The sequence below is a fragment of the Streptomyces sp. NBC_01294 genome (assembly GCF_035917235.1).
Classification (GTDB): Bacteria; Actinomycetota; Actinomycetes; order Streptomycetales; family Streptomycetaceae; genus Streptomyces; species Streptomyces caledonius.
In genome coordinates this window covers 5,610,104-5,625,360 of sequence record NZ_CP108423.1, presented here as the reverse complement: position 1 = coordinate 5,625,360, position 15,257 = coordinate 5,610,104, and the positions used below count along the sequence as shown (strand labels likewise).

Annotated in this window: 15 protein-coding genes; 6 read left to right on the top strand and 9 right to left on the bottom strand. The window is 72.3% G+C overall.

Translation table 11 applies throughout. The annotated features are described in order from the left end of the window. Positions 1-49: 49 nt before the first annotated feature. Positions 50-544, bottom strand: a complete 495-nt coding sequence (locus OG534_RS25380) for a DUF3145 domain-containing protein (protein WP_052875531.1) — start codon at positions 542-544, stop codon at positions 50-52. Positions 545-793: 249 nt separating this feature from the next. Here OG534_RS25380 and OG534_RS25375 point away from each other — a divergent pair, with 249 nt between their 5' ends. Then, complete coding sequence (locus OG534_RS25375) at positions 794-1,690, top strand: SGNH/GDSL hydrolase family protein (protein WP_326590967.1); 897 nt, start codon at positions 794-796, stop codon at positions 1,688-1,690. Between the two features lie 87 nt (positions 1,691-1,777). On the opposite strand, the gene OG534_RS25370 is transcribed toward OG534_RS25375, so the two are convergent. Continuing rightward, positions 1,778-4,306 carry a beta-glucosidase family protein gene (locus tag OG534_RS25370; RefSeq protein ID WP_326590966.1) on the bottom strand — a complete coding sequence of 843 codons (2,529 nt, stop codon included), beginning with the start codon at positions 4,304-4,306 and terminating at the stop codon, positions 1,778-1,780. Positions 4,307-4,410: 104 nt separating this feature from the next. Here OG534_RS25370 and OG534_RS25365 point away from each other — a divergent pair, with 104 nt between their 5' ends. The 3 genes from OG534_RS25365 (at position 4,411) to OG534_RS25355 (ending at position 6,711) form a co-directional block, all read left to right on the top strand. After that, on the top strand, positions 4,411-4,992 hold the full coding sequence (locus OG534_RS25365) for a TetR/AcrR family transcriptional regulator (RefSeq protein WP_326590965.1): 582 nt from the start codon (positions 4,411-4,413) through the stop codon (positions 4,990-4,992). A 64-nt stretch (positions 4,993-5,056) separates the two neighbouring features. Continuing rightward, positions 5,057-5,998, top strand: coding sequence for an endonuclease/exonuclease/phosphatase family protein (locus OG534_RS25360; protein ID WP_326590964.1), 942 nt, complete (start codon positions 5,057-5,059; stop codon positions 5,996-5,998). Beyond that, the gene (locus tag OG534_RS25355; protein ID WP_326590963.1) at positions 5,995-6,711 is read left to right on the top strand and encodes a carbon-nitrogen hydrolase family protein; all 717 of its coding nucleotides are present in this window, start codon (positions 5,995-5,997) and stop codon (positions 6,709-6,711) included. The genes OG534_RS25360 and OG534_RS25355 overlap by 4 nt, the downstream gene beginning before the upstream one ends. Before the next feature lie 8 nt (positions 6,712-6,719). Here the strand turns inward: OG534_RS25355 and OG534_RS25350 are convergent, their stop codons facing one another. The 3 genes from OG534_RS25350 to OG534_RS25340 form a co-directional block, all read right to left on the bottom strand. Then, positions 6,720-8,306 carry a DUF2142 domain-containing protein gene (locus OG534_RS25350; protein ID WP_326590962.1) on the bottom strand — a complete coding sequence of 529 codons (1,587 nt, stop codon included), beginning with the start codon at positions 8,304-8,306 and terminating at the stop codon, positions 6,720-6,722. Positions 8,307-8,319: 13 nt separating this feature from the next. Continuing rightward, positions 8,320-10,017: a hypothetical protein gene (locus OG534_RS25345; RefSeq protein ID WP_326590961.1), complete on the bottom strand. Its 1,698-nt coding sequence runs from the start codon at positions 10,015-10,017 to the stop codon at positions 8,320-8,322. Between the two features lie 211 nt (positions 10,018-10,228). Continuing rightward, on the bottom strand, positions 10,229-10,564 hold the full coding sequence (locus OG534_RS25340) for a winged helix-turn-helix transcriptional regulator (protein WP_326590960.1): 336 nt from the start codon (positions 10,562-10,564) through the stop codon (positions 10,229-10,231). Positions 10,565-10,658: 94 nt separating this feature from the next. On the opposite strand from OG534_RS25340, the gene OG534_RS25335 reads away from it, so the two are divergent. Then, entirely contained in the window at positions 10,659-11,546 is an 888-nt protein-coding gene (locus OG534_RS25335; protein WP_326590959.1) for an NAD(P)-dependent oxidoreductase, read from the top strand. 19 nt (positions 11,547-11,565) lie between these two features. Here OG534_RS25335 and OG534_RS25330 read toward each other — a convergent pair whose 3' ends face one another. From OG534_RS25330 to OG534_RS25320, 3 genes are all read right to left on the bottom strand, one after another. Then, on the bottom strand, positions 11,566-12,366 hold the full coding sequence (locus tag OG534_RS25330) for an EI24 domain-containing protein (RefSeq protein WP_326590958.1): 801 nt from the start codon (positions 12,364-12,366) through the stop codon (positions 11,566-11,568). Positions 12,367-12,431: 65 nt separating this feature from the next. Then, complete coding sequence (locus tag OG534_RS25325) at positions 12,432-12,854, bottom strand: organic hydroperoxide resistance protein (RefSeq protein WP_030657091.1); 423 nt, start codon at positions 12,852-12,854, stop codon at positions 12,432-12,434. Between the two features lie 65 nt (positions 12,855-12,919). Continuing rightward, positions 12,920-13,942 (bottom strand): NADP-dependent oxidoreductase, encoded by a 1,023-nt coding sequence (locus OG534_RS25320; RefSeq protein ID WP_326590957.1) that lies wholly within the window; start codon positions 13,940-13,942, stop codon positions 12,920-12,922. 95 nt (positions 13,943-14,037) lie between these two features. On the opposite strand from OG534_RS25320, the gene OG534_RS25315 reads away from it, so the two are divergent. Beyond that, positions 14,038-14,463 (top strand): MarR family winged helix-turn-helix transcriptional regulator, encoded by a 426-nt coding sequence (locus OG534_RS25315; RefSeq protein WP_326590956.1) that lies wholly within the window; start codon positions 14,038-14,040, stop codon positions 14,461-14,463. Here OG534_RS25315 and OG534_RS25310 read toward each other — a convergent pair whose 3' ends face one another. After that, on the bottom strand, positions 14,464-15,186 hold the full coding sequence (locus tag OG534_RS25310) for an SCO2400 family protein (protein WP_326590955.1): 723 nt from the start codon (positions 15,184-15,186) through the stop codon (positions 14,464-14,466). Between the last annotated feature and the right edge of the window lie 71 nt (positions 15,187-15,257).

Here is a 15,257-nt window from a genome sequence, read left to right as displayed (position 1 = left end):
TGCGGGGCCCTTCACGTGTACGGCGTACGGGAGGACGGGACCTGAGCGCTCAGACCACCTGGTGAAGCCAGCGGACGGGTGCGCCCTCGCCCGCGTAGCGGAAGGGTTCCAGTTCGTCGTCCCAGGGCTTGCCGAGCAGTTTGGCGATCTCCGCCTCCAGGTCGGTCTCGCCGCGTGCGGACCGGGCGAGGGCGGCGCGCAGCCGGTCCTCCGGGATCAGGATGTCGCCGTGCATGCCGGTGACGGCGTGGAAGATGCCGAGCTCCGGGGTGGAGCTGTAGCGCTCGCCCTCGGCGTTCGGACAGGGCTCCGCGGTCACCTCGAAGCGCAGGAGGTGCCAGCCGCGCAGTGCGGAGGCGAGTTTCGAGGCGGTGCCCGCTTCGGCCTGCCAGGAGAACTCGGCTCTCCAGGTGCCCGGGGAGGCGGGCTGCCTGATCCAGTCGAGGTTCACCCGCACCCCGAGCACGCCCGCAACAGCCCATTCCACGTGCGGGCAGAGCGCGCGCGGTGCGGAATGCACGTACAGAACTCCACGTGTCGTCACCGGGACCTCCAGTGGTGGACGAGGTCGGGAATAAACTCCAGAAAACGGACAGTATGTGACGTGATGCAATGTAACGGAAATTATTTGACATTGCGCTACGGGACCTGCGGCCGAAACGCCACGGGAAAAAGCTACCGTGCGCCAGGGGTCATGGTGTGACGTACGGTCGCTCCAAGGCCCGTAATCACAGAGCTTTCACTCACCAGGACCCCCCGAACGATGCGGGGGCCGCAAGGAGGCTTCCTTCCGATGCGCACCACCGCTCCGCGCCGCCGCGCGCGCCGTACTCTCGCGGGCGCGGGCACGGCGGTCGTGCTGTTGGCCGGGGCCGTGACCGGGTGCAGCTCGGGCGGGTCGGGCGACCGGGGGGAGCGCGGGGCGCAGGCTGCGCCGCGGTGGAACACGGCGCCCGCCTCGATCGCGGCCGTGGGCGACTCCATCACACGTGGTTTCGACGCCTGTTCGGTGCTGGCCGACTGCCCCGAGGCCTCCTGGGCCACCGGGAACGACCCCGCCGTCCGCTCGCTGGCCACCCGGCTGCTCGGGGACGCCGAGGCGCCCGCCCGCAGCTGGAACTACGCGGTGACCGGCTCACGGATGGCGGACCTGCCGGGCCAGCTGGCGTCGGCCGCCGCGCACAAGCCCGACCTGGTCACGGTGATGGTGGGCTCGAACGACGCCTGCCGGCCGACGGCTTCCTCGATGACGCCGGTGGCGGACTTCCGGACCGGATTCGAGAAGGCTCTCGCGGATCTGCGGGCCGCCTCGCCCGCCTCCCAGGTGTACGTCTCCAGCGTGCCGGACCTCCAACGGCTGTGGGAGCAGGGCAAGGACCTCCCGATGGTCCGGCAGATCTGGAAGCTGGGCATCTGTCAGTCGATGCTGGCCGACCCGCTGTCCGCCACCACGGGGGCGACGGCCCGGCGCGAGCAGGTGCGGGCGCGGGTGGTCGAGTACAACGAGGTGCTGCGCGAGGTCTGCGGGAAGGACGCGCTGTGCCGCTACGACGGCGGCGCGGTGTTCCAGTACCCCTTCGCGGCGGAGCAGTTGAGCCACTGGGACTGGTTCCATCCGGGCAAGGACGGTCAGGCGCGGCTGGCGGAACTGGCGCACCGCCAGGTGACGGCCGCCGAACCGCTGCGTTGACGCTCGTGTGCGCGAAGGTCCGGGGGAGGGTGTCAGGGCCCGCCCCCGGACCGGCTTTTCAGGGGTGATTTCCGGCCATACGGTGTGTCACTCGACGTCGAGCGTCGCCGTCAGCCGGATGTCACCGTGCGAGTGGCTCGCGCGGACCTCGTAGGTGCCGCCGATCCGCCGCCAGCCGCGGGCCTCCTCGTCCCAGATCTCGAAGGCCCGGGCGGGCAGGGCGATCACGGCCTCGACGCTCTCGCCGGGGCCGGCCGCGACGCCCGCGAAGCCGGCCAGCCAGCTCGCCGGCCGCTCCACGGCCGCGCTCTGCGCGCCGTCGGACGCCGGGGCCGCGGGCGCCAGGTAGACCTGGACGACCTCGCGGCCGGGCCGGGTGCCGGTGTTGGTGACGCGGACCCGGACCGTGTCGGCGGTGGCCTCCAGGGACTCGTACGCCCAGTCGGTGTAGCCGAGGCCGTGCCCGAAGGGGAAGGCGGGGGCGACGGCGTGCTTCTCGTAGGCCCGGTAGCCGATGAAGAGGCCCTCGCGGTACTCCAGTCGCCCCTCGGTGGGGACGACCTCGGTGACGGGCGCGTCCGCGAACCGCGCGGGCCAGGTGGTGGGCAGCCGCCCGCCCGGCTCCGTGTCGCCGAGCAGTACGTCGGCCAGCGCGGCCCCGCCCTCCTGCCCGGGGAACCAGGTCAGGAGCACGGCGGCGACGTCCTCGCGCCACGGGAGCTCCACCGGGGAGCCCGCGTTGACGACGACCACGGTGTTCGGGTTGACGGCGGCGACGGCGCGCACCAGGTCGTCTTGGCGGCCCGGGAGCCGCAGGTCCGTGCGGTCGAAGCCCTCGGACTCCACGCGCTCGGTGGTGGCGACGACCACGACGGCGGTGTCGGCGGCGCGGGCGGCCGCCACGGCTTCGGCGATCAGCTCGTCGGCGTCGCGCTGCGGGCCGAGGTGGAGCAGCGAGAACATGACCGCCCGGAGCGGCAGCGCGGTCATGTCGGGGACCTGGTAGGTCAGTGACACCTCGACGGGCTCGCCCTCGGCGAGGGTGACGCGGGCGCGTTCGCAGGGGGCGCCGAAGAAGGCCTCGAACGGGTCGGCCTCGTTGCCCATTTCCTGGACGCCGCTCCACAGGCTCCGGCCGCCGACGGAGAGGGCGAAGGCGCCCAGTCCGCGGGTCCCGAAGGCGTGCTCCCCGCTCTCGCGCGGCAGGAACGTCCCGGTGACCTCGATGCTCGCCATCGTCTCGTACGTGACACCCGCGGGCAGGTCGTCGCCGATCCACTGGACCTGGCCGGACGGCAGGCTGCCCGTGCCGAGGACCGCCCCGGAGGCGTCGCGGCAGACGGCGCGCAGCTCGAAGCCCTTGTCGGCGGGGGTGGGTTCGTCGGAGGGGTCGGCGCCGACGGCGTAGGTCAGGGCCCCTTCGGGGAGGGCCGCGGTGAGGCCGTCGAGCGGGGAGACGACCCGCTCGGGGAAGACGGTGGCGCTGCCGCCGCCGAGGACGCGGGCGTCGCGGGCGGCGGCGCCGAGGAGGGCGACGGTGCCGCCGGCCGTCGCGTCGAGCGGCAGCAGGTCCTGGTTCCTGACCAGGACGAAGCCGCGGGCGGCGAGCTCGCGGGCCAGCGCCTGGCCGTCGATCGGGGCCGGGGCGGTCTCGACGACGGCGGGAGCGCCCTCCAGGAGGCCGACGCGGGCGGCGAGGCGCAGGACGTTGCGGATGGCCTCGTCGACGGCGGACTCGGGGACCTCCCCGGCGCGGACGGCCTCGGCGAGGGCCGGTCCGTAGACGGTGGTGGGGCCGGGCATGGCGACGTCCAGGCCGCCTTCGATGTCGCCGGCGGTGGAGCGGGCGGCCATCCAGTCGGAGACGTTGCAGCCGTCGAAGCCCCATTCGCCGCGCAGGACCTCGTTCACCAGGTACCGGTGCTCGGTCATCGTGGTGCCGTTGACCTCGTTGTACGCGGTCATGATGCCCCAGGGGTGGGCATTGTCGACGATGGCCTCGAAGGGCGCCAGGTACAACTCGCGCAGCGGGCGCGGGGCGATGACGCTGTCGACGGTGAACCGGTCGGTCTCGGCGTCGTTGCCGACGAAGTGCTTGACGGTTGTGCCGACCCCGCCCTCCTGGACGCCGGTCACGTAGCCGCTGCCGACGGCGCCGGTGAGAAGGGGGTCCTCGGAGTAGCACTCGAAGTGCCGGCCGCCGAGCGGGGAGCGGTGCAGGTTGACGGTGGGCGCGAGGAGGACGTGGACGCCCTTGCGGCGGGCCTCCTGGGCGAGGAGCCGGCCGGCGCGGCGGGCGAGCTCCGGGTCCCAGGCCGCGGCGAGCGCGGTCGGGGAGGGCAGGGCGATGGACGGGTCGTCGGCGGTCCAGCGCACGCCGCGGACCCCGATGGGACCGTCGGACATGACCAGGGACCGCAGCCCGATCCCGGGGACGGCGGGCAGGGACCACATGTCCTGGCCGGCCAGGAGGCGGGCCTTGGTGTCGAGATCCAGCTTGCCCAGCGCCGCCTCCACGGCGTCGTTGCGTATCTGATCGCGGACCTGATCGGCATCGGTCACGGCCGTGCCTCCTCGTTGAGTGCGGTGCGGTGCGGTTCTGTGCGGTGGCCCCATCGTGGACCTGTTGCCTGTTGAACGGTAGGGTTTGTAATCCGTTCGTGATATTCGAATGCCGTACGGTCCTGCTGGCAGGAGTGAACGGGAAGGGGTGCCGGGCGATGGTCAGGGCGAGGAGCGAGGAGCGCCGCGGGGAGATCGTCCGCGCGGCCGTCGAGGTGATCGCGGAGCGCGGCTACCGGGGCGCGTCCCTGAGTACGGTCGCCGAGCGCGTGGGGCTGACCCAGCAAGGGCTGCTGCACTACTTCCCGACCAAGGAGGCCCTGCTGGTCGCGGTCCTGGAGGAGCGCGACCGCTGGGACACGGGCGGCGGCTCGCGCGCCTCGGCCGGCACCTGGCGCCTGGACCTGCTGGCCTCGCTGGTGGACTACAACGCCATGCGCCCGGGCATCGTGCAGACCTTCTCGGCGCTGCTGGGCGAGAGCGTCACCGACGGGCACCCCGCGCGGGAGTTCTTCACCGAGCGCTACGCCCAGGTCCGCTCGGAGATGGCGGCGGTGCTGCGCGCCGAGTTCGGCGACCGCCTCCCCTCGGGCCTCACCCCGGAGCAGGCGGCCCCGCTGCTGACGGCGGTCATGGACGGCCTCCAGTACCAGTGGCTGCTGGCCCCGGAATCGGTGGACATGCCCGCGGCCTTCCGTTCCTTCCTGACCCTCCTGCGGGGCCCGGGGGCCCATGGCTGACCCGGTCCGCCCGCCGGATACCTTGATCATCGCAAGGGTCCGAAGAAGAGGGGTGGGTACTTCCATGGGAATGTCCGGATGGGCGAAGACGACCGCCGGGGCGCTGACCACACTGCTGGTCGCCGCCGGCCTGGGGACGCCGTCGGCCGCGGCCGCCGGGACGAGGGACCTCCAGGTCATGTCCTGGAACATCTGCGGCTCGCAGCGCTCCACCTGGCACTGCGGGGGCACCGGCACGCCGCAGGACAAGATCGACGTGGTCAGGCACCACGTCCAGAACGACGACGTCCAGGTCGCGCTGCTCCAGGAGGTGTGCGAGGACGACCTCACCGCGCTGATGAGCCAGTTGGGCCCGGACTGGAACAAGAGCTTCGCCCCGTACCAGTGGTCGCAGGGAGCCGCCGGCAAGTGGAACAGCCGCTGCGGTGAGGACAACGGGCGGGCCGACCGCATCGGAACCGCGATCGTGGTCAAGGGTCAGATGTCGGGCGCGCGGGAGTACCCGACGACGCAGCCGTACGTCGGCCAGCAGCGGCCCTTCCAGTGCGCGACGGCGGTCACCTTGAGCGTGCGGGTGTGCAACGTCCACGCTTCGCCCCTGGGCAGCAACCCGGACCACCCGACGTGGGACTACCGGGACGACCAGTTCGCGGAGATCAAGGCCGTCGTGGACGAGTACCCCCGGACGGTCTTCGGGGGCGACTTCAACGCGCTGTCCCCGGACTCCGCGAACACCAAGGACGCCTGGGTGTGGCCCGCCGGGCTCTACTCCACCGGCCGCGCCCTCGGCGCCACGGGCTACCAGGAGTGCGACCAGGAGCAGACGGACTCCCCGCGCACCGGCCGGGCCACGCACCACTCCGGCGCGAAGATCGACTACGTCTTCACCAGCGAGATCCGGCGCGGGTGCACGGTGACCGACTCGGCCTTCTCCGACCACCACGTCGTGATCCAGTCGGTGACCGTCTCGCCGACCGCGGCCCTCCCGACCGCGCCGCGTCCGTGAGGATCGCCGCAGCGCAGATGACGTGCGCCCCGGGCGATGTCCCCGCCAACGCCGCCCGGGCCGCCGCGCTCGCCGCCACGGCCCGCGACCAGGGCGCCGAGCTGGTCGTCTTCCCCGAGCTCACGCTCACCGGGTACGAACTGGCCGCACTGGCCGCCGACCCGGGCCTGTGGACGGCCGCCGACGACCCCCGCCTGGACCCCCTGCGCTCCGCCGGGATCGCCACCGCGGTCAATGTCGCCCTGCCCACCGGAGGCCCGCGACCGGCCATCGCGACGCTGGTCCACGACGCGGACGGCGCGCACGTGACGACGTACGCGAAGCAGCACCTCTTCCGCCACGAGCAGGAGGTCTTCCAGGCCGGCGAGGGTGACGGGCGCTTCGCGCTCGGCGGGATCCGCTTCTCGCTGGGCATCTGCTACGACAACCACTTCCCCGGCCTGCCGGGCCGCGGCGCCGCCGACGGCTGCCGGGTCCACCTGGCGAGCTCCCTGTACGGGACGGGCGACGGGATCCACGAGCGGGCCACCGTGTACCCCGGGATCGCCCGGGACCACGGCCTGTACGTGGTCCTCGCCAACCACGTCGGCCCGGCGGGCCCGTGGACCGGCTGCGGCCGCGCGGCGCTCTGGGCCCCGGGCGGCGCCCTGCTGGCCGAGGCCGACGACCGCACGCCGTCCGTGGTGACGGCCGAGGTCGGCCCCGCCGCCTGACGGATGCGTCAGGCGGGCTCGGGCACCCGCGAGCGGCGGCCCGGACTCGGCGTGCCGGGGTCCGGGAGCCGCGGCGCGGCGTCCTCGCGGTCCGAGACCAGGGCCGGCACCACGACGGCCAGGGCCGCCACCGCGTACACGCCGGTCCAGAGCACCCAGCCGCCGGGCGGGGCCCAGTGGGCCGGGGTCGCCAGCCACGGACCGCCGGTGCCGACGGCGAACCGGCGCAGCGTCCAGTAGAAGGCCGCCGCGTTGGCCAGCGCGAGGCCGCCGATGCAGAAGCCGACCAGCCGCCGCCAGGGGAAGCCGCGCTCGGGTGCGCGCGTGGCGCAGATCAGCACCGCCATCAGCGGCAGGCCGACGGCGAAGGGCAGCAGGTAGCGGCCCTGCCACACCATGCCGATCCGCTCCGCCTGCGAGGCCTGCGCAAGCACCGGCACCATCACGACGGCCACCAGCATGCCGAGCACCGCCACCACCTCGCGCTTGCGGCCGTAGACCAGCGCCAGCGCGACGAGCGTCGCGAGCACGGCCGTCCACACCAGGTACATCAGGGCCGGGCCCGGGGTGTCCAGCCAGCCGAAGAACCCGAGCATCTGCTTGATGTAGACCTCGGTGTTGCCGAGGGTGCGCTTCGCGGCGACGACCGTGGTGAGCGAGGCGGGGATGTCTATCTTCGAGTTGTCCGGGTGCCTCGCCGCCCAGAGCAGCGCACCGGCCGTCGCCAGGCCCAGCAGGGCCGTCCAGAGCCACAGGGCCTTGCGGCGCAGCACCGATCCCAGCACTCCGCGCCCCTGCGTCAGCAGCAGGCAGAAGACGACCGCCCCGCCGAACCAGATCAGTCCGAGCGGCCGGATGTTGATCAGCACCAGGCCGCCGACGCCCAGCCGGGCGAGCCGGCGGTTCAGCAGCACCGGGTCGGGTGACAGGACGATCGACAGCAGGGCCGTCCACACCAGGATCCCGGCGGCGATCTCGCCGCCGCTGGGGTTGACCATGCCGGACATGTACAGGGTCATCGGCGTGGCCGCGGCGAGCACGCCGAGCACCGCGAGCGAGCGGCGCCGCCACTCGGCGGCCGTGACCACCGCGCTGGCCAGCAGGGCCGAGCAGAGCAGCGCCGACATGAAGCGCATGAGGTACAGGCCCTTGGGGCCGTCGGCCAGCAGGCTCGGCCAGCCGGTCGCCAGGTAGTAGGCCGGGTGGTAGCGGCCGGCCGCGGTGGTGGCCTGCGCGATCTTCTCGGAGTTGCCGAGCGAGGGCGCGCAGGACGCGGGCTTCGCTTCCTGCCACGAGTAGCAGGCGTGCACCGTGGGCAGGTTCCGGTACCACTGCGGAAGCTGCACCCCGGTCTCGGCGAAGTGCCCGTCGATGCCCGCCACCGTGTGCGGGACCATCACCTCGGGTCCGCCGATCTGGCCCCTGGCGACGGCCGCGGCACGGATGAAGTGCGCGTGCTCGTCGGGAGAGCTGCCGATGGGGCTGGCAGCGGACCAGGAGCCGGTGAGCGCGAAGAACAGCGCGAACGCGATCAGCCAGAGCCGCTTGGGCGTGCGGGCCGACCAGTCGGCCAGCCGCGTCAGTGCGGAGATCATCGTTTCCCCCGGGTCATCGGATGAAGGTCAGCCAGCTCTGGTCGCCGTCCTTGGAGCAGGTGCCGCCGGGCGCGTACTTCGGGCAGCTCCCGTCCTTCTCCGTGATGGTGTGCGACACCCAGGGCAGGATCCGGTAGGTGTTCTCCTTGGCCGGCATGTAGCGGTCTGCCATCGAGGAGGAGACCGTGCCCAGGAGCAGCAGCAGGGCGCACATGGCTCCGATCACCGCACCCTCGCGACCGGGGAAGCCGGCGCTCGCCGTGCCCCGCGAGGCGTTGGACCCGGCCTGGAGCTCGGCCTCGGGCTCGGTCCCGGAGTCGGCCCGGCGCGCGGCCATCCGCTGCGCGACCAGGTGGACGAGCAGCGCGGACAGCAGCAGCCCGCAGTAGAGCAGCTGGTTGTTCGTGCGGGTGTACAGCTGGACGGTCTGCGTCTCGTACATGTTCGAGGCGATGTACATGCGCATCACCCACGCGCTGATGAACATCGCGGCGATGGTGACCACCATCGGCGTGCGGATGCCCAGCCAGATCGCGGCACCCAGGCAGACGAAGGTGACCAGGGCGAACAGCCCGACCCCGCCGTATTCACCGGGCAGCGGCCATTCGCCGACCTTGCCGGGCATGTCCGTGCGCCACATGAGGTAGTACGCCGGGTCGGTGAAGTTGTCGAACCGGAAGTTGTAGTCCTTGGTGGTCTGGCCCTCGATCAGCATGACCCTGAGGTAGCGCCCCGCGACCACGAGGAAGGCGGCCAGGGTGGCGCCGAGGAAGGCCGCGCCCTTGAGCCGGCCGGTCCGCCACGGGAAGTACAGCAGGGCGGCGAACAGCACACCCGCCGCGCTCCACAGGAACCAGCCCGAGTAGGTGAGGAAGAGCATGCCGAGCAGCGCGCCGAATCCGGCGCCCTTGAGCAGGAGCGGCCGCCAGTTCTGCGTGCCGCTGCGGCCCAGCGACACCACCAGCGCCACCAGGACCGGAACCAGCATGACGAGCACGGTCTGGCTGTAGGGCTTGTACGCGTCGATCAGCGCGAAGGCCGGGGCCACGCCGAAGGCGAGGGCACGGACCGGGCTGAGCAGCATGCGCCAGCAGAGGTAGACCAGCGGGCCGAAGGCGGCGGCGCCGAGGATCTGGAGGTCCTTGAAGGCGTAGGCGGTGTTGCCGCCGCGGAACCACTCGGCGTAGTAGCCGAGGGTGTGGAGGGGGGCCGGCGGGTAGACCGGGGAGCCCGAGGGGCGTCCGTTGGCCACCGCGTGGGCCCACTCGACGATGCGGCCGCTGTCGCCGTTGAGGCCGAACATCGGCCAGGGCGTGCCGTGGAGGGCCACGACCGCGCCGGCGGCGACGAAGCCGCTGGCCAGGCCCGCGAGGCCGGCGGCGGCGAACCGGGCGGTCAGGTCGAAGTGCCGGCCCTTGCGCAGCCGCATGGCCAGCGCCACCGCGCCGATGACCAGCAGGCCGAGGAGCGCGAACCGCAGCTGGATCGCCGCGAGGGCGCTGACCTGTGCGATCCGGTTCAGCGGGTTGAAATTGAAGCCGCGGGCGAGCAACGGAAGCACGAGCGCCGCGGCGAACGCGACGAGTGCTTCGAGGAGCAGGAGCGTGCCGCGGGAGGTGAGCCCTCGTCGGGCGGCCGATATCGGGCGGGCGGGCGCGGTCGGTCCGCCCGGGGGCAGCACGGCCACCGTGCCCTCGGTACTGACTGTCACTGCTGGGTCCCTACTGCTGGTCGGTCGTCGGCCCGGCGGCCGGTCGTGGCTCGGCAAGCCGCTGCCCTGCTCCGGCCCCCGCCGAAGCTCCGGGCCAGGGCGAACTCAAGGGCGGCGAGAGACAGCCTTGGCACTTGCTCCCGTGCATACTACGGGCCCATCCGGGGTACCCGGGGGCCGGTAACCGATCACCGTTCGACAACGCGGAACGCTATGCGGAGTCCGGCAGCAGGTGCTTCGTACCCCACTCCCCCAGGGATTCCAGGGCCGCGTTCAGCCCCTGGCCCAGCGGGGTCAGGGAGTACTCGACCCGCGGCGGGACCTCGTCGTACACCTCGCGGTGCACGATGCCGTCGGTCTCCAGCTCGCGCAGCTGGGCGGCGAGCACCTTCTCGGAGACGCCCGGGACGAGCCTGCGCAGCTCACCGAACCGGCGCGGGCGCTGTTCCAGCTCCCACAGGAGCGAGACCTTCCACTTGCCGTCGATCACGGACATCGCCGCCGCGATCCCGCAGTGATCCGCTCCGGGCCTTCGTGTCACCGCCATCGCGCACTCCCCACCTGCTCGCTCACCTCGGGGTAACCACCCACTCCAAGGTGCGTACTTGAGCGTCTCCTGGCCTGCCACCAGGCTAAACGCCATGACCGACAACGCACCGAAGAACTCGCTCACCCTGCTCGGACTCGGCGACATGGGCACCGCCCTCGCCCGCACCTGGCTCGCCGCCGGGCACCGCCTGACCGTCTGGAACCGCACCGCCGCCAAGGCCGCGGCGCCGGCCGCCGAAGGGGCCGTCGTCGCCGCGAGCCCGGCCGAGGCCGTCGCGGCGAACGGGCTGGTCGTGATCTGCCTGCTGGACGACGCCACCGTCGGCTCCGCCCTGGACGGCGTCGACCTGACCGGCAAGGACCTCGTCGACCTCACCACCGGCACCCCGGCCGAGGGGCGCGCACGGGCCGCCTGGGCCGAGGAGCGCGGGGCCCGGTTCGTGGACGGCGGGATCATGGCCACGCCGACGATGATCGGCGTCCCCGAGGCCGGGGGCTACGTCTTCTACAGCGGCTCGCGCGCACTGTTCGACACCCACCGGGCGACGCTGGAGGTACCGGCCGGGGCCCGTTTCGTCGGCGAGGACCCCGGGCACGCGGCGCTGCACGACGTGGCGCTGCTCAGCGCGATGTACGGGATGTTCGCCGGCATCTCGCACGCCTACGCGCTGATCGAGGGCGAGGACATCGCCCCGAAGGACCTGGCTCCGCTGCTGTCCGAGTGGCTCGGCGCGATGGGCTTCTTCGTCGGCAGCGCCGCCGAGCGGCTGACCTCGCGGGACTTCACCACCGGGGTGGTGTCCAGCCTGGCGATGCAGACCGCGGCCAGCGGCACCCTGCTGCGCACGGCCGAGCAGCAGGGGGTCAGCGCCGAGCTGATCTCCCCGTACCTGGACCTGATGCGCCGCCGGCTGACCGCCGATCCGGCCGCCCACGGCGGGGAGGACACGGCGGGGGCGATCACGCTGCTGAAGCGGTAGGACGGTCGGGGAGCGGCGGTTACGAGTACGCCGGCGGGGGCGGTCCGAAGCCCGCGGGGGTGGATTCGGCGGCCGGAGCCTCGTCGGCGCGCATGAGGTCGCGCGCCATCAGGGTGGCCCCCGCCACCGCTCCCGGCATCAGGAACACCGCGACCAGCGGCACGATGAAGGCCAGCACCAGCGGCACGCCGAAGCCCAGCACGAGCATCCGCCGCGACCGCAGCAGCGCCAGCCGGTCGGGCAGGTCCACCTTGCGCCGCTGCAGGGCCACGGCGGTGAGCTCCTGGGTGAGGAAGTATCCGGAGACACAGAACCCGAGCACCGGGACCACGGTCTGCCCGATCACCGGGATGAAGCCGAGGGCGAAGAGCAGGATCCCGTACAGCAGGACGCGGGCGAGCACCTTCACGCTGTCGCGGGCCGAGATCCACAGCTCCAGCCAGAGCGGGAGCCCGGACTCGGGGACCTCGCCGCCCTCGCTGCGGTCGACCTGCTCCGAGAGGGACTCGTAGAAGGGCTGGCCGATCAGCAGGGTCACGGCGGTGAAGGTGATCACCGCGAGGAAGAGCCCGAGGCTGAAGACCAGCGCGGTCAGGAAGCCGCGGAAGATCGCGAGCCACGGTGAGGACCAGCCGTCGGCGAAGGGCGTCGCCCAGGCGCTCAGGTCGTCGGCTCCGTAGCCGAGCCCGATCAGCGCGCCGGCGTAGAGGACCAGCGAGACCAGCCCGGGCAGCAGCCCGAAGCCGAACCACCGGCCGTGGCCGAACACCCATCGCTGTCCGGCCAGCAGATACCGGAAGCCCCCCGCAAGATCACGCATGCGGCCAGTTTAGACGGCGAAGGCCGCACCCCGTCGGGGTGCGGCCTTCGCTGAGCTGCGCCGGATCAGACGGCGAGCTCGACGGTGATGTTGCCGCGGGTGGCCTTGGAGTACGGGCAGACCTCGTGGGCCTTCTCGATGAGCTCCTTGGCGGTGGCGGCGTCCACGTTGGGGATCACGGCGGAGATCTTGACGATCAGACCGAAGCCCTCGTCGTTCTTGCCGATGCCGACCTCGGCGGTGACCGTGGAGCCGGAGATGTCGGCGTTCACGTTCTTGGCGACGACGCCCAGGGCGCCCTGGAAGCAGGCGCTGTAGCCGGCGGCGAACAGCTGCTCCGGGTTGGTACCGGCGCCGCTGCCACCGAGCTCCTTCGGCGGGTTCACGACGACGTCGAGCTGGCCGTCGTTGGTGGCGACGCGGCCGTCACGGCCGTTCTCGGCGGTGGCAACGGCGGTGTACGCGACGTCGGACTGCTGGATGGACATGAAGAATGATCCTCCTGGTAATCGTCGCGACTCGCGCCCACGGCCACGACGGTTGTGGAGTGAGCCTAACCGGTGAAAGAAACGATCATCTTTCCGGTGTTCTCGCCGCGGAGCATGCCGAGGAAGGCCGAGGTGGCGTTCTCGACGCCCTCGACGACCGTCTCGTCGTAGCGCAGCTCGCCGGAACGCAGCCATCCGGCGACGTCCTGGACGAACTGCTGCTGCAGTCCGGCGTGGTCGTTGACGAGGATGCCCTGCAGGCGCAGGCGCTTGCCGATGACCTGCATCAGGTTGCGCGGGCCGGGGGCGGCCTCGGTGTCGTTGTAGCCGGCGATCGCGCCGCACAGGGTGGCCCGGCCGTTCACCTTCATCGAGGAGATGGCGGCCTCCAGGTGGTCACCGCCGACGTTGTCGAAGTAGACGTCGATGCCCTCGGGGGCCGCGGCCGGCAGCTGCTCGGCGACGGGGCCGTTCTTGTAGTTGAAGGCGGCGTCGAAGCCGTACTTCTCCGTGAGCAGCGTCACCTTGTCGTCCGAGCCGGCGGAGCCGATGACCCGGGAGGCGCCCTTGATCTTGGCGAACTGGCCGACGAGGCTGCCGACCGCACCGGCGGCGCCGGAGACGAAGACGGAGTCGCCCTCCTTGAAGGAGGCGACCTCGAAGAGGCCGGCGTAGGCGGTCAGGCCCGGCATGCCGAGGACGCCGAGGTAGGCGGAGAGCGGGGCGAGCGAGGCGTCCACCTTGGTGGCGAACTTCGCGTCGAGCTCCGCGTACTCGCGCCAGCCCAGGTGGTGCAGCACGTGGTCGCCGACGGCGAAGCCCTCGGCGGCGGAGGCGACGACCTCGCCGACGGCGCCGCCCTGCATCGGCTCGTCCAGCTGGAAGGGCGGGATGTACGACTTCACGTCGTTCATCCGGCCGCGCATGTACGGGTCCACGGACATGTGCAGGTTGCGTACGAGGATCCGGCCGGCGGCGGGCTCGGCGGACACGGGCACCTCGCGCAGGGCGAAGTCCTCGGCGACGGGCCAGCCCTGCGGGCGACGGACGAGGTGCCACTCGCGGCTGACGGCGGGGATCTCAGACATGCGGCGCTCCTGGTCAGAACGAAATTGCTTCACTAGGTGAAACAACCATGCGCCTGGATATTTCATGTTGTCAAGTAAATGGGTACGCTGGTTCCATGCCCAGTCGTCGCGTAGACCCAGTGACCGTCGAGGTCGTCGAACTCATCGGCGATGTCGTGGCCCGGTACCACATGGAGTACGAGCACGCGGCCGCCAGCCATCAGCTGACCGGCGCCCAGGCCAAGGTGCTGAACCTGCTCTCCCTGGAGCCCATGCCGATGCGCCGCATCGCGCAGAAGCTGAGGTGCGAGCCCTCGAACGTGACCGGGATCGTCGACCGGCTGGAGCGGGGCGGCCTGGTCGAGCGCCGCCCGGACCCCGCCGACCGGCGGGTCAAGCTGGCCGCCCCCACCGAGGAGGGGCTGCAGACGGCGGAGCGGCTGCGCGAGTCGCTGGACTTCGCGCGCGAACCGCTGGCAGGGCTGTCCCCGGCGGAGCGGGCGGTGCTGCGGGACCTGCTCAAGCGGATGCTGGGAGGCTAGTCAGTCGCCCCAGCACAGCATGCCCAGGAAGCCGCAGTCCTTGGTCGGCGTGGGCTTCGGCGGGGGCGGGGGCGCGGGTGTGGGCGACGTCGGCGCACCGCTGGAAACGCTCTCGGAGGGCTGACCCGACCCTCCCTGCACGGTCTTCCCCGGGCCGGGGGTACCGGACTCCTGCCCCGACGTGACGGGAGCGGGCGCGGAGGGTGTCAGCCCCGGCTGGGCGACGCCCCCGGTCGGCGCCCCGGACCCGGCCTTCTTCGTGCTCGCGGCCGCCTTCGTGGTGGCCTTGCCGGACCCCGTGGGCGCGGCCGTCGGCAGGTCCGGCAGCGGGGCCGGCTGCTGGGGGCCGTCGTCGGTCAGCACCACCTTCGCGGCGCGGTCGGTGCCCTCGCCTTCGGCGGTCATCCGGGCCACCGCCAGCGAGCCCCCGAGCGCGATCAGCAGCCCGAGCGCGATGGTCAGCACGGTCCGGCGGCGCCGCCGGTGCGTGGCCCGGCGGCGCGTACCGGCTCTTCGCTCGTTCGGCGCGGACAGCACGACCAGCGAGTCGGCGTACACGTCGGCCAGCGCGGTCGGCGCCTCGGCGACCGGCGCCTCGACGGCGGGTCCGGGGACGGACGCGGCGACGGGCGCGGCGGGTATCAGGTACTCAGCCGGGGTTCCGCATCCGGCGCACGCGAGTGCGCCGTTGAGATGCCTCCGGCACGCGTGGCAGTAGTTCATGGCGCCCGCAGGCTACGTGGTCTGCGGCAACATCCGTATCCCGAGAACGTAAGGATCCTGTGTGGAATCGT